This window comes from Methylobacterium sp. CM6257 (genome assembly GCF_054611515.1).
Map to the genome: position 1 here is coordinate 6,479,376 of NZ_CM137735.1, position 19,411 is coordinate 6,498,786.

A 19,411-nucleotide genomic window follows, 5' to 3' on the forward strand; every position below is an offset into this window, starting at 1 on the left:
GATGCTGCGCCGGCCGCCTCAGGCGGCCTACGATTTGCTGTGCGTCGTTGTGTCCGGCCGTCGGCACACCCGCGGCGGGAACGAAGCTCTAATGGCGGGAGGGGAGACCCGGTTCCGCTGCCGCGGTCAAGCTGTCCCGTCGAGGAGCGCGCGCAACGCCCGGAAGTCCCGCCAGGCGAGGCGCTTCTGCACCGGCTGGCGCAGCAGGAAGGCCGGGTGGAGGGTCGCCAGCACCTTCACCTCGCGGCTCGGCAATTTGTACGGGAACAGGCGGCCGCGGGTCCGGAGGATCCCGTCCTTCGTGCCGGTGAGGGTCTGGGTCGCGGGCGCGCCGAGGCAGACGATGATGTCCGGATCCACCAGCTCGATCTGGCGCTCCACGAAGGGCCGGCACACCGCGACCTCCTGGGGGGTCGGGTTGCGGTTGCCCGGGGGCCGCCAGGGCACGATGTTGCCGATATAGGCGCTGGTCCGGTCCAGGCCGATCGCCTTCATCATCTTGTCGAGGAGCTGGCCCGAGCGGCCCATGAACGGCTTGCCGATCCGGTCCTCGTCGGCGCCCGGCGCCTCGCCGAGAAACATCACCCGCGCCTCCGGATTACCGTCGGCGAAGACGAGATTCTTGGCGGTGAAGCGCAGCGGGCAGGCGTCGAAGTCCGCCAGGATCCGCTCCAGCTCGTCCAGCGTCTTGGCCTGCCGCGCCCGGGCCCGGGCGTCGCTCGCGGCCTCGTCCGGCTGGGCGCTGGCGGCGCGGCCGAAGGTGCGCGGCGCCGCGGCGGGCGGCGGCGAGCCGGGGGGCGGCACGAGGCTGTTGGCGACCGAGCTGACGGGCTGCTCGGCTGCCCGGGGGGCGGCGCGGCGGGGCGAGCGCAGGGTCGGCGCGGGCGTCTCGGTTTCGCCGAAGCGGTCATGCGGCTGCTCGTCGAGCGCCGCGTCGGCCCCGGCCTCCACGTGGAAGTCGAGATAGGCGATCAGGTCGGCTTGCGCGTCGTCGGGGCTCGGCATGGGGACAAGCATGTGGGATCGCCGAAGCCTGTGGACAACTCTCGAAACGCGCCGGTCGGCAAGGACTTGCGTGACCGAACAGCGCGGTGCCGGCTGCCGCGCGGCCGCGCTCTGAAGAGCACCCGTGCGGCAAAGGCAGCTTTGCCTTAAGGCTGGCTTCGGCAACTTGCCTTTCTAGCTTGGAATCGCTTGAGACGGCAGCAGGAAGGCCGGCCGGTCGGCAGATCGGGCACTCAAACAAGAACTCGGACAAGAAAAGGAGAGGCGAGGATGGCGCTGCCCGAACGCGAGAGCATGGATTTCGACGTGGTCGTGGTCGGCGCCGGCCCGGCGGGACTCGCCGCCGCGATCCGCCTGAAGCAGCGCGCCGCCGAGATCGGCGAGGAGATCTCCGTCGTCGTCGTCGAGAAGGGCTCCGAGGTCGGCGCCCACATCCTGTCGGGCGCGGTGATCGATCCCGTAGGCCTCGACCGGCTCCTGCCCGAGTGGCGCACCGATCCGGAGCGGCCGCTCAAGACCGAAGTTCAGCGCGACGAGTTCATGATGCTCACCAAGAACAGCGGCATCACCCTGCCGAACCTGTTCTTCCCCAAGCTCATGTCGAACCACGGCAACTTCGTCGGTTCGCTGTCGAACGTGTGCAAGTACCTGGGCGTCCAGGCCGAGGCGCTCGGCGTCGAGATCTACCCGGGCTTCCCGGCCTCCGAGGTTCTCTACGACGCGAACGGCGCGGTGGTGGGCATCGCCACGGGCGATCTCGGCATCGGCAAGTCGGGTGAGCCGCGCGACGACTACACCCGCGGCATGGAGCTGCGCGCCAAGTACACGGTGTTCGGCGAGGGCGCCCGGGGCAGCCTGACCAAGGGCCTGATCCAGCGCTTCGAACTCAACCGGCACAGCGACCATTTCAAGTACGGGCTCGGCGTGAAGGAGCTCTGGCAGCTCGCGCCCGGCAAGTTCGAGCCGGGGCTCGTGCGCCACACGATGGGCTGGCCGCTGCCCAACAAGGCCGGCGGCGGCTCCTGGCTCTACCATTTCGACGACAACCTGCTCTCGGTCGGCTTCGTCACGCACCTGAACTACGAGAACCCGACCCTGTCGCCGTTCGAGGAGTTCCAGCGCTTCAAGACCCACCCGCTGATCGCCGAGACCTTCGAGGGCGCCAAGCGCATCGGCTACGGCGCGCGCGCCATCATGGAGGGCGGCTGGCAATCGGTGCCGAAGCTGGTCTTCCCGGGCGGCTGCCTGGTCGGCTGCTCGGCGGGTTTCGTCAACGTGCCGCGGATCAAGGGCTCGCACAACGCGATCCTGTCCGGGATGCAGGCGGCCGACGCCATCGCGGACGCCCTGAAGGCGGGCCGCGCCGGCGACGAGCTCACCGCCTACGAGGCCGGCTGGCGCGACAGCCCGATCGGGCGGGACCTGAAGGCCGTGCGCAACGTCAAGCCGCTCTGGTCCAAATACGGCACGCTGGTCGGCGTGGGCCTCGGCGGGATCGACATGTGGGCGACGAGCATCTTCGGCGCCTCGCCGTTCGGCACGCTCAAGCACGGCAAGCCGGATCATGCCTGCCTCAAGCCGCTCTCCGAGGTGACGCCGATCGTCTACCCGAAGCCCGACGGCAAGCTGACCTTCGACCGGCTCTCCTCGGTCTACCTGTCGAACACCAACCACGAGGAGGACCAGCCGCCCCACCTGAAGGTCCGCGACCTGGATTTGCAGAAGCGCTCCGAGCACGACGTCTACGGCGGTCCCTCGGCCCGCTACTGCCCGGCGGGCGTCTACGAATGGGTGGAGGACGCCTCCGCGAGCGACGGGGTGCGCTACCAAATCAACGCGCAGAACTGCGTCCACTGCAAGACGTGTGACATCAAGGACCCGAACCAGAACATCGACTGGGTCACCCCGGAGGGACCGGGCGGGCCGAACTACCCGAACATGTGAGGCGCCCGGGCCGGGCAGGAATGGCGCGGCGCCATCCTTTCGCCTTGCAGGGCTGGCGGGATGGGTTCAGTGTCCCCAGCGTTTTTTCGGGGACGCCCCGCCATTCTCGCGCCCGGCCCCTGACGGGCCGGCGCCCAGGAGCCGCGATCGGTTCATGATGACAACACGCGCCCGCCGGAGCGTCTCGGCGCTCGCCCTTCTGCTCGCCGCCGGGCTGCCGCAGAGCGTGCTCGCCGCCCAGCCGAAGGAATCGACCCCAGTGCTCGACTACGAGCCCGCGGACTCGCTCGAGGGCAACTTCCTCTCCGCCTACATCGCGGGCGCCTCCCGGGATACGGCCGCGGCGGCGACCTTCTACCGCGAGGCGGTGAAGGCGGATCCGCGCAACGCCGAGCTGGTCGAGCGCGCCTTCATCTCGCTGCTCGCCGACGGCGCCCTGCCGGACGCGTTCCGCACGGCGGAGAAGCTGATCGCCCGCGATCCCACCAACGGGCTCGCCAACCTCTCCCTCGGGGTTCGCCAGATCAAGGCCGGCCAATGGGCCGCTGCCCGCCAGAACTTTTCCCGCAGCGGCCGCGGCGCCGCCACGGACCTGACCGCGACACTGCTCACCGCCTGGTCCTACGCGGGCGCGGGTGACGGCAGGAAGGCGCTGGAGACCGTCAACAAGCTTCGGGGCGAGCGCTACTACAACACGTTCCGCGACTACCATGCCGGCCTGATCGCCGCGGTCACCGGCGACAACGCCGAGGCCGAGCGCCGCCTCAAGGCCGCCTACGAGGCCGACCACAACACCCTGCGCATCGTCGATGCCTATGCCCGGATGGAGGCCAGCCTCGGCCGTACCGATCTGGCGATCCAGGCCTATTCCGATTTCGACCAGCTCTCGCCCCGCCATCCGCTGGTGCGCGACGCTCTCGACAAGCTCAAGGCGGGCAAGCCGCTCGCGCGGCTGGTCGGCAACGCCCAGGAGGGCGCCGCCGAGGTGCTGTACGGGCTCGGCTCCGCGGGCTCGACGCAGGGCGACGAGCTGCCCGCCGTGATCTACCTGCGGCTGGCGCTCTATCTCGCCCCCGACCACGCGCTCGCCCGGCTGACGCTTGCCGACACGCTGGACCGGATGAAGCAGCCCGAGCGGGCCAACGAGGCCTACGCGCAGATCCCGGCCAATTCCCCGCTCAAGCTCAACGCCGATATCCAGATCGGCCTGAACCTAGAGCAGATGGGCAAGGGCGACGAGGCGCTCGAGCATCTCGACGCGACCATGAAGGCCCATCCGGACGACATCGACGTGATCACCGCGCTCGGCAACGTCCAGCGCGCGCGCAAGAAGTACGAGGAAGCGGCGGCCACCTACACCCGCGCCATCGACCTCATCGGCGACCGGCCGTTGTCGAACTACTGGACGACCTTCTACTTCCGCGGCACTGCCTACGAGCGCGCCAAGCAATGGCCGAAGGCCGAGGCCGACCTGAAGAAGGCGCTGTCCCTGGTGCCGGACAACCAGCCGGCCGCCAAGGCCCAGGTGATGAACTACCTCGGCTATTCCTGGGTCGACCAGAAGATCAACATCGACGAGGCGTTCAAGCTGCTGCAGCAGGCGGCCGACGCCAGCCCCCGGGACGGCATGATCGTCGACAGCCTCGGCTGGGCCTATTACCGCCTCGGCCGCTGGGACGACGCGGTGCGCGAGCTGGAGAAGGCGGTCGAGCTGAAGCCCGGCGACCCGACCATCAACGACCACCTGGGCGACGCCTACTGGCGGTCGGGCCGGCGCCTGGAGGGCAAGTTCCAGTGGCAGCACGCCAAGGACCTGAACCCCGAGCCGGACGACCTCGCGCAGATCAACGCGAAGCTTAAGGACGGCCTGCCGGAGACCGAGAAGCCCACCGCCACCGCCGAGACCACCCCGGCCCCGGTGGCCGCCCCGCACAACGCCGACAACCCGGAGCTGCCCAAGGGCGCACCCCAGCCGCACGAGGCGCCGGGCGCCGCCGACAAGGCCAAGAAGTCGGGGGGCTGAACCGGACCGCTCGGAAGACGATCGGTCCCATCCATTCTCCTCATCCTGAGGTGCGGCGAAGCCGCCTCGAAGGAGCCCGCCAGAACACGCAGTGATCCCTGGAGCTCTCGTTCGAGGTCTCCGCTGCGCTCCGGCACCTCAGGATGAGAGGATGAGTGGGCGTCGCCTCACATTGCCACGCGATCCCGCGCTCCCCGTCGCGGTCAGCAAACCGAAAACTTGTTTTTGTCGGCCCCCTCATAAAAATCGACGCGCATTTCCCGTCGGTTTGACGCACAGTGCGCAGCCGTTTGGGGGCAGACGCGCCGTGGCCCGGCCGCGCCGGCAGCCCGCACGGCAGGATATTCGCACGGCAAGAGCCGGCGGGCGGGCAGGGTGCCCGCGAGTCAGGGAGGAAGGCCCATGCCGTCAGACATCGAGATCGCCCGCGCCGCGACCCTGAAGCCGATCGCGCAGGTCGCCGAGAAGCTCGGCATCCCGGATGACGCGCTCCACAATTACGGCAAGCACATCGCCAAGATCGACCACGGCTACATCGCCGGGCTGGAGAGCCGGAAGCCCGGCAAGCTCGTGCTGGTGACGGCGATCTCCCCGACCCCGGCCGGCGAGGGCAAGACCACCACCACGGTGGGCCTGGGCGACGCCCTGAACCGCATCGGCGAGAAGACCATGATCTGCCTGCGCGAGCCCTCGCTCGGGCCGTGCTTCGGCATGAAGGGTGGCGCGGCCGGCGGCGGCAAGGCGCAGGTCGTGCCGATGGAGCAGATCAACCTGCACTTCACCGGCGACTTCCACGCCATCACGTCGGCCCACAGCCTCGCGGCCGCGCTGATCGACAACCACGTCTACTGGGCGAACGAGCTCAACATCGACGTGCGCCGCATCCACTGGCGCCGGGTCGTCGACATGAACGACCGGGCCTTGCGCCAGATCAACCAGTCGCTGGGCGGCGTCGCCAACGGCTTCCCCCGCGAGGACGGGTTCGACATCACGGTGGCCTCCGAGGTGATGGCGGTGTTCTGCCTCGCCAAGGATCTGGCCGACCTGGAGGAGCGCCTCGGCCGGATCGTCATCGCCGAGACCCGCGACCGCAAGCTCGTCACGCTCAAGGACGTGAAGGCCACCGGCGCCATGACGGTCCTGCTCAAGGACGCGCTGCAGCCGAACCTCGTCCAGACGCTCGAGGGCAACCCGGCGCTGATCCACGGCGGCCCCTTCGCCAACATCGCCCATGGCTGCAACTCGGTGATCGCCACAAGGGCGGGCCTGCGGCTCGCCGACTACACGGTGACGGAGGCCGGGTTCGGCGCCGATCTGGGCGCGGAAAAATTCCTGGACATCAAGTGCCGGCAGGCGGGCCTGACCCCGTCGGCGGTCGTCGTGGTGGCGACCATCCGCGCGCTCAAGATGCATGGCGGTGTCGACAAGAAGAACCTCGGGGCCGAGAACATCGATGCCCTGGAGAAGGGCTTCGCCAATCTCGCCCGGCACGTGACCAACCTGCGCGGCTTCGGCATGCCGGTGGTGGTCGGCGTCAACCATTTCCACGCCGACACCGACGCCGAGCACGCCAAGCTCAAGGAGCTGTGCCGCGAGCGGCTCGACGTCGAGGCGATCACCTGCCGCCATTGGGCGGAAGGCGGGGCCGGGGCCGAGGATCTGGCCCGCGCCGTGGTGAAGCTCGCCGCCGCCGAGCCGGCGCCGATCCGCCACGCCTACGAGACGGAGGCGCCGCTCACCGACAAGATCCGGGCGATCGCCACCAAGCTCTACGGCGCCGCCGACATCCAGATCGAGACGAAGGCGGCCGGCAAGCTCGCCACCTTCGAGAAGGACGGCTACGGCCACCTGCCGATCTGCATGGCCAAGACCCAGTACTCGTTCTCCACCGACCCGAGCCTGATGGGCGCCCCCGAGGGCCACATCGTCGGCGTGCGCGACGTCCGGCTCTCGGCCGGCGCCGGCTTCGTGGTGGCGATCTGCGGGGAGATCATGACCATGCCGGGCCTGCCCCGGGTGCCGGCCGCCGACACGATCCGTCTCGACCCCAAAGGCCAGATCGACGGGCTGTTCTGAGGATCAGCCGCGCCCGCTCTCCCCTCGGCGGGAGGGCGGGCGCCGCCGCGGGGTGCGCCTCACACCGTTCCGAACAGCGTCACCGCCAGCCGGGAATGCGCCTCGCGCAAGAGCCCCGTATCGACCCCGAGCGGATGCCCGTCGATCACCCGCCACTGACCGGCCACCATCACCCGGTCGGCCCGTGTGGCGCCACACAGGACCAGCGCCGCCAGCGGGTCGTGGGCGCCGGAGAAGCGCAGCTCCTCCAGGGTGAACAGCGCGAGGTCCGCCTCCCGGCCCGGCTCGATCCGCCCGATATCGGAGCGGCCGAGGCACGCGGCCGAACCCTCGGTCGCCCAGCGGAGCGCATCGCGGTGGGTCACGGCCTCCGCCCCGTAGGTGAGCCGGCTCAGCATCACCGCGTGGCGTACGCCCTCCATGAGGTTCGAGCTGTCGTTCGAGGCCGAGCCGTCGACCCCGAGGCCCACGGGCGCGCCCGCCGCCTCCAGCTCGCAGGTGCGGCAGCGGCCCGAGGCCAGGGTCATGTTCGAGGTCGGGCAGTGGCACACGCCGACCCCCGCCTTGCCGAGCCGGGCGACCTCGGCATCGTTGAAATGGATGCCGTGGGCCAGCCAGACCCGGTCGCTCAGCCAGCCGACCTCCTCCAGATAGTCGACGGGGCGGCAGCCGAACATGGAGAGGCAGTAATCGTCCTCGGCGAGCGTCTCGCCGAGATGAGTGTGCAGGCGGCTTCCCTGCCGGGCGGCGAGGTCCGCGCTCTCGCGCATCAGGCGCTTGGTCACCGCGAAGGGTGAGCAGGGGGCGAGCCCGATCTGCACCATGGCCCCCGGGGCGGGATCGTGGAACAGGTTGAGCACCCGCTCGCAATCGGACAGGATCGTGTCATCGTCCTGCGTCAGGCTCCCGGGGGGCAGGCCGCCCTCCCGGTCGGACAGGCTCATGGAGCCGCGGGTGACGACGGCGCGGATCCCGAGAGCGCGGGCCTCCGCGACTTGGACGTCCACCGAATCCTCCAGCCCCTTGGGGAACAGGTAGTGGTGGTCGCCCGCCGTGGTGCAGCCCGAGAGCAGCAGCTCGGTATAGGCCACCTGCGTGGCGAGCCGGAACGCCTCCGGGGTGATCCGCCCCCAGACCGTGTAGAGCGCCTTCAGCCACGGGAAGAGCGGCTTGTTGATCGCGATCGGGTGGGCGCGGGTCAGCGTCTGGAAGGCGTGGTGGTGAGTGTTGATCAGCCCGGGGATGACGACGTGGCGCGAGGCGTCGAAGGTCTCGTCCACCGGCTTCGCCGGACGGGCGCCCGCCGCCACATGCTCGACGATGCGGGTTCCCGCGACGACGACACCGCCGCCGGCCCCCTCGGCCAGGATGGCGAGCGGGTCGCGGATCCACAGGCGGCGGGATCCCGATCCAGATGCGTCGCCCATGCTTCCCGCCGATCCATCCGCCCGACAGATGATGCGTAGCGGAGCGGCCGGAACGCCGGCAAGCCCGGATGGTGTCCCGCCCCAGCTCCCTTGCCGGGTGACGGCCGTGCCGGACCGGTATCCCGGGACCCGCGGTCAGGGTTGACGGGTCCGGGCGTGCTTGAGAAACGTCACGGAGACTGACCTATCACCCGTTGGGAGCGGCCGCGCCGTGACACGGACAGCCCCGCGCGAGGAGCCCGTCGCGGCAAAACCCGTTTCGGGTGCCGCGCCGGCCTCCCTCGGCAGCGACGACCTGATCGAGCTTCTGTTCTTCGCCTACCGGGACTTCGTGGGCGATCCCGACCGGATCCTCGCCGCCTACGGCTTCGGCCGGGCGCATCACCGGGTGCTGCACTTCGTGGACCGGTATCCGGGCCTGACCATCGCCGAGCTGCTCGACATCCTGCGCATCACCAAGCAGAGCCTGAACCGGGTCCTCAAGGACCTGATTGGGCAGGGCTACATCGCGCAGAAGCCCGGTTCGAGCGACCGGCGCCAGCGCCTTCTCTACTGCACGGAAGCGGGCGCCAAGCTGGCGGCCGATCTTACCCGCGTCCAAGCCCGCCGCCTCGCCCGGGCGCTCGCCGCGCCGGATGCGCGGGGCTCCCCGGAGGATTTCCTGATGGCGATGATCGAGCCGGAGGACCGTGCCGCGGTCCGGTGCCTGATGGCGCGGCGGGGCGCGGGGGCCGAACAGCGCGCGACCGAGGGGGGTGCCGCGTGACGATGACCGCCCGGGCCGAACTGCCCGACGAGGCGCCGCACGTCCTCGTCGTGGATGACGACCGCCGCCTGCGCGAATTGCTCGCCCGCTACCTCACCGACCAGGGTTTCCGGGTCACCGTGGCGGCGAGTGCCGCCGAGGCCCGGGCCCGGGCCCAGAGCGTCGTGTTCGACGCGATGGTGCTCGACGTGATGATGCCCGGCGAGAACGGCTTCGACTACGCCCGGAGCGTCCGCGAGACCTCGCGGGTCCCGATCCTGATGCTCACCGCCCGCTCCAACCCGAACGATCGGGTCATGGGCCTGGAGATCGGCGCGGACGATTACCTGCCCAAGCCCTTCGAGCCCCGGGAGCTGACGCTCCGGCTCAACAACATCATCCAGCGCAGCGTCCGCCCCCGCGCGGCGGCAGCCGAGGCCGTGACCTTCGGGCCGTTCGCGTTCCGGATCGACCGGGGTGAGCTGCGCCGGGACGACGAGCTGATCCGCATCACCGAGCGCGAGCGCGAGATCCTGACGATCCTGGCGGTCGCCGGGGGCGCCAACGTGGAGCGCGAGCAGCTCGCCGGCTCCGGAGGCGCGGCCGCGGAGCGCACCGTCGACGTGCAGATCAACCGCCTGCGCCGCAAGACCGAAGTCGATCCGGCCAACCCCGTCTTCCTGCAGACGGTGCGGGGGGTCGGCTACCGGCTGGCCGTGGACTGAACCCGGCGGCGCGGGCGGGCGCGGGTCACACCGCGCGCAGCTCGTCGGGCTTCAGCTTGAGCGCCTTGGCGACCCGGGTGGAGAGGCTCCCCACCAGGGTGACCGCACTCTGCGGCTCGGCCCGTGCGCGCACGGCCTCCAGCGCCTCCCCGGCGCTGGACGTCATCACCGCGTAGACCGTTGCACCCGAGGCGCCGTCGCCGGGAAGGTCCGTCGTCACGGAGATGAGGAAGGTGGTGTATCGTCTCCGCGCGCGTCCAGGCATGTCTCAACATGTGGCCTGTCGGCTAACGATCACAATATCCGTACCCGTACCCAGTCGGGGACAAGGCCGAGTTATCCGACGCCGGCTCCGTCAGGCCAGCGCTAGATCGAGACCGGGCAGGGACAACCCGGCGAGCCTCATGCTCCAGACCTCCCCGGCGGCAACCGGCAGCGCGTCGGTGAGCGTCCCGGTGGTCACGATTTCGCCGGCCGCCAGCGGCGGCCCGACTGAATCGTTAGCCAACACATCGACGAGGTGGCCGAGGGCCGCCAGGGGTCCGGCCCCGAGCACGTTCCGGCCGCCGCCCCGTTCCGCAACCGCCCCGTCGCGCAGCAGATCGACCGAGAACGCTCCGAGTCGGTCGATCCAGTCCTGCGCCGCACCGGGGGCGATCCGCACCCGCTCACCGACCACCAGCAATCCGTGCAGCCCGAAGGCCGCTACCGTGTCGGGAGCGGCGAAGCGCCAGCCGGGATAGAGCGACTGCACGATCTCGAAGCCGGCCGCCACCCAGTCGAGGCAGCCGATCAGGGCCGCCTGATCCATGCCGGGCTCCGGGACCCGTCTGAGGCCGAACACGATCTCCGGCTCGATCCGGGGCTCGACGAAGGCTGTGAGCGCCACCGCTCCCGGCAGCGCGGCCCGGTCCCGCAGGGTCGTGTCGTAGACATGTCCCCAGATCGGCGCGCGCACGCCGTACCGGTCCCAGATCGTCGTGTTGGTGAAGCCGATCTTGCGGCCGACCGTCCGCTCGCCGCGCGTGACCCGAAGGCGGCGGACCGCCTCGGCCACCCGGTAGGCGGCGGCGAGGTCGAGGCCGGGATCCCACCCGGTCAGCGGGGCGATCTGGCGACGATGCTCGTGCGCGGCCAGGATGGTTCGGGCGTGGGTCGCGGCGGGGACGGAATCGGTCATGGCCGGCCTGTAGCATGCCGGCCAAGCGCCGGGGACGCGCCGGGGACGCGCCGCGCTACCAGACCAGCCGCTCGATCACCGCGTCCGGGTGCACCGCCTGGCGGCCGAGCCACTCCGCCACGTCGCCCAGCCGGTGGTGCTCGGCCGTGACGCCGAGTTCCTCCGCGTGAATGCCCCGGGCCACCAGCAGGCTCGCCACGCCGAAGCCGCGCGCGCCCGCGATGTCGGTGCGGATCGCGTCGCCGATGGCCAGGACCCGGCCCGGATCCACCGCCGCGCCGCCGAGCGCCCCGCCCTTGGCCAGCGCCGCCTCGTAGACCGGCCGGTGCGGCTTGCCGGCATACACCACCGCGCCGCCGATCGCGGCATAGGCCGCCGCGATCAGGCCCGCGCAGGGGATCAGCCGGTTGCCGCTCTCGACCACGAGGTCGGGATTGGCGCAGATCATCGTGAGTCCGCGCGCCGCGAGACGCGTGAGTTCAGGCCGGTAATCGTCGGCGGTCTCGCTCCGATCGTCGAACAGGCCCGTGCAGACGACGAGATCGGCTTCCTCCTCGGGGACCAGGGTGAGGTCGAGGCCCTGGAAGATGCCGAGGTCGCGCTCCGGCCCGAGATGCCGGATCCGCGCGCCCGGGCGTGCGGCGATCAGGTCATGGGTGAGGTCGCCCGAGGTGAGGATCGCGTCGTAGGCCTCCCGCGGCACCCCGAACCGGTCGAGGATGCGCTGCACGCCGTCCCCGGGCCGCGGCGCATTGGAGACCAGGACCACCCGGCGCGACCGCGAGCCCGGGAGGCCGCGGAAGCGGATCAGCGCCTCGCCCGCCGGTCCGTGGGCCTTCTGGCCGTCATGCAGCACGCCCCAGACGTCGCAGAGGATCAGGTCGTACCGGTCGGCGACCTCCGCGAGGCCGTCGAGGGTCGGGATCGGTGCGGGCGTTGCGGTCATGATCGGTCCGGATTGGGGGAAGGCATGAGGGTGCGCGGGCAAGGACGCAGGGTCGGGTTTCCCGGGATCCTCACGTGATCGCAAGAGGGGTGCGGGCGGCCTTCGTCCGACGTGCCCTAGCGCCGGTCCGGCCCCAGCCGATGCTCGGCGAAGAAGTCGAGCATCGCCCGGGAGGCGTCAGGTCCCTCGCCGTCGGTATAGCTGCCCTCCGAGCGGCCGCCCGACCAAGCGTGGCCGGCGCCGCGCACCCGCCAATCCTCGACGACGACCCGGCCCGCCTCGTCCCGGTAGCGGGTGCGGGTGAAGGGATGGCCGTGGTCCTCGAAGGTCTCGGACCGCGCCGTCAGTCCCGCGACATTGGCCTGCGCCAGGACTTGGTCGGCATTGCGCACGCTCACCGTGCCGTCATCCTCGCCGTGAAAGACGATCGTCGGCACGCGCCGCCCGGTCGGGGGGGCGCCGAACGGCGTGGCCGTGCCGAGGCCCGGCGCGCCGACCTGCATGGCCATCAGCGCCGAGCCGAGATCGCGGGCGCAGCCGGCGGCGAGTCCCGAATGGACGCCCACCGCGGCGTAGAGGTCCGGATAGGCCCGGGCGATGTTCAGGGCGGCCGCCCCCCCTGCCGACAGGCCGGCGATGTAGACCCGGGCCGGATCGATGGGATGGGCCGCCATCACGGTGCGGGTCAGGCCCGCGATGATCGCCGGCTCGCCCGATCCGCGGCCCTGATCGCGGGGTTCGTACCAGTTCCAGCAGCGCTGGGCATGGGCTTGGCGGCTCTGGGCGGGATAGACGACGTACAAGCCCGCGCGCTCGGCGAGTTCGTTCATGCCCGTGCCGGCGGCGAAATCGTCGGGGTTCTGCGTGCAGCCGTGCAGCATCACCACCAGCGGCGCCGGCTCCTTCGGATGGCTCGGGATGAACAGCTTGTACTCGCGAGTGCCGGCGGCCTCGGTGTGGCTGAGGGTCACGAATCGGCCCCCCGAGCCGCTGCTCCGGCCGGCGGCAGGCGGCCCGGGCTGCCGCAGCGGGTTGCCGAGGCCCTTCAGCACCGGGGCGAGGCCGCGCACCACCTGACCCACCACCTCGCGCACCCGCATGCCGGCTTCCGCCGCGGTCTCCCGCGGCGCCTCGGCCCGGGCCTCCCGGCCGGCCTCGTCGCGGCGTGCCGGACCCGGCGGGCGCGGGGCGGCCTTCTGGCCTCCCAGGCTGCGCTGGATGAGGGCCGTGGCCTCCTCCAGGCGGCCGAGGCCGGTCAGGCGGGAGGCCTCGATCATGTCGGCGAACGGCGACGGGCCGGTCTTGTCGTCGCGCTCTCCGTCGCGGCTGCCGAAATCTTCGGTCATGCGTGCGCGCCTCGCTGCCTCGATCTTCCCGCCGCGGTCGGGACCTCCGCGCCTGTGCCTTCGCATGGGCGATCCTCACCATCCGACAGATGGTACGCCGACGGCGCATTGTGCATTGCAATAAACGCCGATGTGCGATGCGGCAACATCCTTCGGCGCGGGTCTGGCGGCGGCTCAGGCCGGATCATCCGCGCCGATGTACTCGGCCCAGATCGCGGCGGGACCGAGGCTCGCCCGGAAGCTCTCGTGGCGGGCCCGTTCCGAGTCGGTCAGGCGGCTCCGGTAAGGCCGGGGCACCGCCGGCGCCGCCTGCGGGGTGATCGCGCCGTCGATTGGGGCGGCGATCTCCGCCTCCAGGAGCCCGAGGCTGGTCTGCTTGCCGCCGAGCAGCTCGACATAGACCTCGGCCAGGATCTGCGCGTCGAGGAGCGCCCCGTGCTTGGTGCGTCGCGTGTTGTCGATGCCGTAGCGGGCACAGAGGGCGTCGAGGTTGTTGGCCGCCCCCGGATGCTTGCGCCGGGCCATGGGCAGAGTGTCGACCACGTCCTCCAGCTGGATCGGCGGCGGGGCATTGGCCCCGAGTCGGGCGTATTCCATGTTGAGGAAGCCGACGTCGAAGGGCGCGTTGTGGATGACGAGGCGCCCGTCGCCGAGGAAATCCAGCAGCTCGCCCACGATCTCCGCGAAGATCGGCTTGTCGGACAGGAACGCGTCGGACAGGCCGTGCACGGCGAATGCGCCCTCGGAAACCGGCCGCTGCGGGTTGCAGTAGCGGTGGAAGGTCCGGCCCGTGGGGATGTGGTTGAGGAGTTCGACGGCGCCGATCTCGATCAGCCGGTCGCCGCCTTTCGCCTCCGTGCCGGTGGTCTCGGTGTCGAGGACGATCTCGCGCAGCATGGGTTTGGCGACTCGCTGGGACCGGAAGGAGGGAGACCGGACCCTAACCGGGATAGGCCGGAGCGGTTAACCCGCCGTGCCCGTTCATCCCCGGGCCGCTCACCGGGACATGTTGCGGTACACGCATTCGCGCCCGCGGTCCTCGTACCCGCCCGGGCAGGCGGTGACGCAGGCGCCCGCCGCGAGCTTCTTCGGCGGGGGACAGGCGGCGGCGTACTGGGCCTGGGCCGGCGCGGCGGCGAGCAGCGCGAGGACAGCCGCGGCCAGGACGCCGCCGGAGCGAACCGGATCGATCCCTCTGAAACGCCACGCCATCACGTCCATCCTGCACTCGGTTCACCCCCGAACTACAACTGCAGATATGCAATGGCCCGGCCGGGTCACTCTCCGGCTCGGTGCGGCGGCGCACGCTCCTCCGTGAGCGCGGCCACGATCCGCGCCACCTCGGCCTCGGCGGCGGGAAAACCCCGGCTCGTGTCGATGACGAAATCCGCCCGAGCCCGCTTCTCGGCATCCGGCATCTGCTTGGCCAGGATCGCCGCGAAGGCCGCCTCGGTCATGCCGGGGCGGGCGAGCACCCGGGCGCGCTGGACCTCCGGAGGGGCGCTCACCACCGCGACCGCGTCGCAGCGGCCCTCGCCCCCGGTCTCGTAGAGGAGCGGGATGTCGAGGACGACCAGGGGGGCCTGGGCGTGCCGGGCCAGGAACTCCGTGCTGGCCGCCCGGACCAGCGGGTGGACGATCGCCTCGAGAGCCGCCATCCGCTCGGGCGCGTCGAGCACCGCCGCGCGCAGCCGGGTGCGGTCGACGCCGCCGGCCGCGTCGAGCACGCCGGGAAAGGACGTCCCGATCGCGGTCGCGGCCGCACCGCCGGGCCCGTAGAGGGCGTGCACGGCGGCGTCGGCGTCGTGGACCGGGACGCCCAGCCGCGCGAACATCGCCGCGGTGGCCGACTTGCCCATGCCGATCGAGCCGGTCAGCCCGAGCACAACGGGTCCGGGACCGGTCTTGCGCCTCATCCGGCGAGATCCGCCACGATCCGCTCCCGCAGCCCCGGCGTGACTTCGGGGCGCAGGCCGAACCATGCCGCGAAGCCCGGCACCGCCTGGTGCAGCAGCATGCCGAGCCCGTCCACCGCCGCGAGTCCCCGCCGCCGGGCCGCGGCGAGGAGCTCCGTCTCCAGGGGCGCGTAGACGATGTCGGCCACCGCCGCCCCCGCCGGCAGGGGCGCGAGGTCGAGGTCGAGGGGCGGCTGGCCCTTCATGCCGAGCGACGTGGTGTTGACGAGGAGGCCGGCCTCTTCCAACGCCGCCGGCAGATCGTCCCAGGCGAGGGCCGCGCCGATGCCCGGCGCCAGGGACGCAACCGTCCCGGCCCGGGCCGCGGTGCGGTTGGCGACCAGGATGCGCCGGAGCCCGCGCTCGGCCAGCCCCACCACGATCGCCCGCGCCGCTCCGCCGGCCCCGAGCACCACAGCGGTGCCGCCCGCGCGCGTCGGCCAGGCCGCGCCCAAACTGTGGTCGAGATGGGCGCAGAAGCCCGGCGCGTCGGTGTTGTCGCCGCGGATCCGCCCGTCGGGCTCGACCACCAGGGTGTTCACCGCGCCGATCTTTTCCGCCCGGGAGGTCAGGATGTCGGCGAGCGCGAAGGCCGCCTCCTTGTGGGGGATCGTGACGTTGCCGCCCCGGTAGCCGGATCCGGGCAGGCCGCGCACGAAGTCCGGGAAGGCCTCCGGGGCCACGTCCAGCCGCTCGTAGGAGCCCGGGATTCCGTGCTCGGCGAGCCAGTAGCCGTGGATCAGCGGCGAGCGCGAATGGGCGATCGGATGGCCGACCACGAAGGCCCGGGGACTCACGGCGCTCATGCCGCGCAATCCTGGGCGAGGCGACAGGCCGGGCCGCCGGCCTCCTCGATCTGCAGGGTCGCGTGCCCGATGCCGAAGCGCGCGCGCAGGCCCTCGGCCGTCTCGTTGAGGAAGCCGTTGCCGGGCAGGCGGTGGCCCTGATGGCCCTCGGCCATCACGAGATGGACCGTGAGGGCGACGCTGGTGGTGCTCATGGACCAGATATGCAGGTCGTGAAGGCCGGCGACACCCGGCCGGTCGAGGAGGAAGCCGGTCACCGCATCCGGGGAGATCTCCGGCGGCACCGCGTCGAGCGACATCGCCACGCTGTCGCGCAGCAAGCCCCAGGTCGCCCAGACGACCAGGGCCGCGATGACGAGGCTGACCGCCGGGTCGAGCCAGGCGAGCCCGGTGAGCTGGATCACGAGTCCCGCCACCACGACCCCGGCCGAGACGGCGGCGTCGGCCGCCATGTGCAGGAAGGCGCCGCGGACGTTGATGTCGCCCTTGGCGCCGCTGGCGAAGAGCCACGCGGTCAGGCCGTTCACCAGGATCCCGACGGCGGCCACCACCATGACGGTCGTGCCCGCCACGGGCTCGGGATGGACCAGCCGGACCAGCGCCTCCCAGATCACCGCCCCCATGGCGATCAACAGGAAGACCGCGTTGAACAGGGCGGCCAGGATCGAGGAGCCCCGATAGCCGTAGGTGAAGCGCGCGGTGGCGCGCCGGCGCACCAGGATGGCGGCGATCCAGGCCGCCGCGAGGCCCAGCACGTCCGAGAGATTGTGGCCGGCATCGGCCACGAGCGACATCGAGTTGCTGAGATAGCCGTAGGTCGCCTCGATCACCACGAAGGCGGTGTTGAGCGCGATGCCGATAGCGAAGGCGGGCCCGAAATTCTTCGGGGCATGCGCGTGACCTCCGTGGCCGCCATGGGCATGGCCTCCGTGAGAATGGCTGCCATGGGAATGGCCGCCCTGCGAATGGTCATGCCCGGCCAAGGCGATGCTCCCTCAAAAATCCAGAACCGCGGCGGTGCGCAAGCGGGCGAGGAGCGGCAGAAGCGGCAGGCCCAGCACGGTGCTGTGGTCGCCCGCGACCGATTGGAACAGGTGGATCCCCGGTCCTTCGAGCTGGTAGCCGCCGACGCTCGACCGGACCCGCGCCTCGCCGGCGCACTCCACATAGGCCGCAATGGCCCGGTCATCGAGGGGCCGCAGGGTGAGCCGAGCGGTCTCCACGAAAGCGTCCTCGACCGCTCCGGCCAGGGCGACGGCGGAATGCAGGGCATGGGTCCGGCCGGACAGCCGGGCGAGTTGCGCCCGGGCTTCCCCCATATCCGCAGGCTTGTGGAACACCGTGCCGTCGAGGTCGAGCACCTGGTCGGCGCCGATGACGATCCGCCCGGGACATCGTGCCGCCACCGACTCGGCTTTCGCGCGGGCGAGCTTCAGGGCGAGGTCGGGCGGGGACAGGCCGGCGCTCCCCGCCTCCAGGGCGCGCTCGTCGACATCGGGAGCGGCGGTCTCGACCGGCAGGGCGGCGCTCTCCAGCAGGAGGCGCCGGGTCGGGCTGGTCGAGGCGAGGAGGAGCGGTTGCGGACCGGTCCAGGGCGAGCGGGGCATCGCGCCAGTGTCACGGATCCGGGGGCCGGTGCAAGTCGGCCAGGGGCTGCGACGAGCCCCGCCGCCGGGATGGGCCGGTCGGCGGGGCTGTCGCGGGGCCGATACGCAACCTGGCGCCCGAAGATGATCCTGGCAGGGACCGGTTAGAAGAAGGTCAACGGCCGGGTCGCACGGCCGGGCCGTTCCGTGCCGCGGCGGGACAGGGACAGAGATGCACCGGCCCTCCAACCCTTCACCTCAGGATGAGGAGGAGGGTCGGGAGGCCGGTCGAACCGGAGCCTCAGGTGTTCATCGAGTCGAAGAAGTCGCTGTTGCTCTTGGTCTGGCGCAGCTTGTCGAGCAGGAACTCGATCGCGTCGGTGACGCCCATCGGGTTGAGGATGCGGCGCAGCACGTAGGTCTTCTTGAGCGCGTCCGGCGGGACCAGCAGCTCCTCCTTGCGGGTGCCCGAGCGGGTGATGTCGATCGCCGGGAAGATGCGCTTGTCGGAGACCTTGCGGTCCAGGATGATCTCGGAGTTTCCGGTGCCCTTGAACTCCTCGAAGATCACCTCGTCCATCCGCGAACCGGTGTCGATGAGCGCGGTGGCGATGATCGAGAGCGAGCCGCCCTCCTCGATGTTGCGGGCGGCGCCGAAGAAGCGCTTGGGCCGCTGCAGGGCGTTGGCGTCGACGCCGCCGGTGAGCACCTTGCCGGAAGACGGCACCACCGTGTTGTAGGCGCGGCCGAGGCGGGTGATCGAGTCGAGCAGGATCACGACGTCGCGTCCGTGCTCCACGAGGCGCTTGGCCTTCTCGATCACCATCTCGGCGACCTGCACGTGGCGGGTGGCCGGCTCGTCGAAGGTGGAGGCAATGACCTCGCCCTTCACCGAGCGCTGCATGTCGGTGACCTCCTCGGGCCGCTCGTCGATGAGCAGCACGATCAGGTAGCACTCGGGATGGTTCAGGGTGATCGACTGGGCGATGTTCTGCATCAGCACGGTCTTACCCGTGCGCGGCGGCGCCACGATCAGGGCGCGCTGGCCCTTGCCGATCGGCGCCACGATGTCGATGATCCGCGGCGAGAAGTCCTTTTTGGTCGGGTTGTCCAGTTCGAGCTTGAAGCGCTTCGTCGGGAAGAGCGGCGTCAGGTTGTCGAAGTGGACCTTGTGCTTGATCTTCTCGGGGTTCTCGAAATTGATCGTGTTGACCTTCAGAAGCGCGAAGTAGCGCTCGCCGTCCTTGGGACCGCGGATCGGGCCCTCGACGGTGTCGCCGGTGCGCAGGCCGAAGCGGCGGATCTGGGTCGGCGAGATGTAGATGTCGTCGGGACCCGGAAGGTAGTTCGAGTCGGAGGAGCGCAGGAAGCCGAAGCCGTCCTGCAGCACCTCGACGGTGCCCGAGCCGATGATCTCGACCTCCTTGGCAGCGAGCTGCTTCAGGATGGCGAACATCAGCTCCTGCTTGCGCATGGTCGATGCGTTCTCGACCTCGACCTCCTCGGCGAAGGCGATCAGGTCGGTGGGCGTCTTGGACTTGAGGTCCTGGAGCTTGACCTCGCGGACGCCGTCGAGGACGGCGGGTACATCGGCCGGCTCCACGGTCTCGATGTCGGCGAGGGCGTCGGGGTTTGGCGTCATGAGGT

The 19,411-nt window shown here is 70.9% G+C and carries 18 protein-coding genes; 5 read left to right on the plus strand and 13 right to left on the minus strand.

Annotated elements, in window-relative coordinates; translation table 11 throughout:
- Nucleotides 1-126: 126 nt before the first annotated feature.
- The gene (locus ACYCO6_RS31675; protein ID WP_459766811.1) at nt 127-1,017 is read right to left on the minus strand and encodes a uracil-DNA glycosylase; all 891 of its coding nucleotides are present in this window, start codon (nt 1,015-1,017) and stop codon (nt 127-129) included.
- A 258-nt stretch (nt 1,018-1,275) separates the two neighbouring features.
- Here ACYCO6_RS31675 and ACYCO6_RS31680 point away from each other — a divergent pair, with 258 nt between their 5' ends.
- The 3 genes from ACYCO6_RS31680 (at nt 1,276) to ACYCO6_RS31690 (ending at nt 7,048) form a co-directional block, all read left to right on the plus strand.
- Nucleotides 1,276-2,949 (plus strand): electron transfer flavoprotein-ubiquinone oxidoreductase, encoded by a 1,674-nt coding sequence (locus ACYCO6_RS31680; protein ID WP_459766813.1) that lies wholly within the window; start codon nt 1,276-1,278, stop codon nt 2,947-2,949.
- A 154-nt stretch (nt 2,950-3,103) separates the two neighbouring features.
- On the plus strand, nt 3,104-4,972 hold the full coding sequence (locus tag ACYCO6_RS31685; protein WP_459766815.1) for a tetratricopeptide repeat protein: 1,869 nt from the start codon (nt 3,104-3,106) through the stop codon (nt 4,970-4,972).
- Nucleotides 4,973-5,374: 402 nt separating this feature from the next.
- A complete protein-coding gene (locus ACYCO6_RS31690) occupies nt 5,375-7,048 on the plus strand; it encodes a formate--tetrahydrofolate ligase (RefSeq protein ID WP_459766816.1) in 1,674 nt (557 codons plus the stop codon).
- Between the two features lie 59 nt (nt 7,049-7,107).
- On the opposite strand, the gene ACYCO6_RS31695 is transcribed toward ACYCO6_RS31690, so the two are convergent.
- Nucleotides 7,108-8,475 carry an 8-oxoguanine deaminase gene (locus tag ACYCO6_RS31695; RefSeq protein ID WP_459766818.1) on the minus strand — a complete coding sequence of 456 codons (1,368 nt, stop codon included), beginning with the start codon at nt 8,473-8,475 and terminating at the stop codon, nt 7,108-7,110.
- A gap of 211 nt (nt 8,476-8,686) precedes the next feature.
- Between ACYCO6_RS31695 and ACYCO6_RS31700 the strand changes: the two genes are divergently transcribed.
- A complete protein-coding gene (locus ACYCO6_RS31700) occupies nt 8,687-9,241 on the plus strand; it encodes a MarR family winged helix-turn-helix transcriptional regulator (RefSeq protein ID WP_459766820.1) in 555 nt (184 codons plus the stop codon).
- A 2-nt stretch (nt 9,242-9,243) separates the two neighbouring features.
- The gene (locus tag ACYCO6_RS31705) at nt 9,244-9,945 is read left to right on the plus strand and encodes a response regulator (RefSeq protein ID WP_459773808.1); all 702 of its coding nucleotides are present in this window, start codon (nt 9,244-9,246) and stop codon (nt 9,943-9,945) included.
- A gap of 25 nt (nt 9,946-9,970) precedes the next feature.
- On the opposite strand, the gene ACYCO6_RS31710 is transcribed toward ACYCO6_RS31705, so the two are convergent.
- From ACYCO6_RS31710 to rho, 11 genes are all read right to left on the minus strand, one after another.
- On the minus strand, nt 9,971-10,210 hold the full coding sequence (locus ACYCO6_RS31710; RefSeq protein ID WP_459766822.1) for a hypothetical protein: 240 nt from the start codon (nt 10,208-10,210) through the stop codon (nt 9,971-9,973).
- Nucleotides 10,211-10,300: 90 nt separating this feature from the next.
- Nucleotides 10,301-11,125 carry a 2-keto-4-pentenoate hydratase gene (locus ACYCO6_RS31715; RefSeq protein WP_459766824.1) on the minus strand — a complete coding sequence of 275 codons (825 nt, stop codon included), beginning with the start codon at nt 11,123-11,125 and terminating at the stop codon, nt 10,301-10,303.
- A 55-nt stretch (nt 11,126-11,180) separates the two neighbouring features.
- A complete protein-coding gene (locus ACYCO6_RS31720; RefSeq protein WP_459766826.1) occupies nt 11,181-12,071 on the minus strand; it encodes a TIGR01459 family HAD-type hydrolase in 891 nt (296 codons plus the stop codon).
- A 116-nt stretch (nt 12,072-12,187) separates the two neighbouring features.
- Nucleotides 12,188-13,417 (minus strand): extracellular catalytic domain type 1 short-chain-length polyhydroxyalkanoate depolymerase, encoded by a 1,230-nt coding sequence (locus tag ACYCO6_RS31725; protein ID WP_459766828.1) that lies wholly within the window; start codon nt 13,415-13,417, stop codon nt 12,188-12,190.
- Between the two features lie 174 nt (nt 13,418-13,591).
- Complete coding sequence (gene dnaQ / locus ACYCO6_RS31730) at nt 13,592-14,314, minus strand: DNA polymerase III subunit epsilon (protein WP_459766830.1); 723 nt, start codon at nt 14,312-14,314, stop codon at nt 13,592-13,594.
- 99 nt (nt 14,315-14,413) lie between these two features.
- A complete protein-coding gene (locus ACYCO6_RS31735) occupies nt 14,414-14,629 on the minus strand; it encodes a hypothetical protein (protein WP_459766832.1) in 216 nt (71 codons plus the stop codon).
- 65 nt (nt 14,630-14,694) lie between these two features.
- Nucleotides 14,695-15,333, minus strand: a complete 639-nt coding sequence (gene coaE / locus ACYCO6_RS31740) for a dephospho-CoA kinase (RefSeq protein WP_459766834.1) — start codon at nt 15,331-15,333, stop codon at nt 14,695-14,697.
- Nucleotides 15,330-16,178, minus strand: a complete 849-nt coding sequence (locus tag ACYCO6_RS31745; protein ID WP_459766836.1) for a shikimate dehydrogenase — start codon at nt 16,176-16,178, stop codon at nt 15,330-15,332. Before ACYCO6_RS31745 ends, coaE begins: the two co-directional genes overlap by 4 nt.
- Nucleotides 16,175-17,161, minus strand: a complete 987-nt coding sequence (locus ACYCO6_RS31750; protein ID WP_459766838.1) for a cation diffusion facilitator family transporter — start codon at nt 17,159-17,161, stop codon at nt 16,175-16,177. The genes ACYCO6_RS31745 and ACYCO6_RS31750 overlap by 4 nt, the downstream gene beginning before the upstream one ends.
- A 12-nt stretch (nt 17,162-17,173) precedes the next feature.
- A complete protein-coding gene (locus ACYCO6_RS31755) occupies nt 17,174-17,785 on the minus strand; it encodes a Maf family protein (protein WP_459766840.1) in 612 nt (203 codons plus the stop codon).
- 280 nt (nt 17,786-18,065) lie between these two features.
- Complete coding sequence (gene rho, locus ACYCO6_RS31760; RefSeq protein WP_459766843.1) at nt 18,066-19,406, minus strand: transcription termination factor Rho; 1,341 nt, start codon at nt 19,404-19,406, stop codon at nt 18,066-18,068.
- Nucleotides 19,407-19,411: the final 5 nt, after the last annotated feature.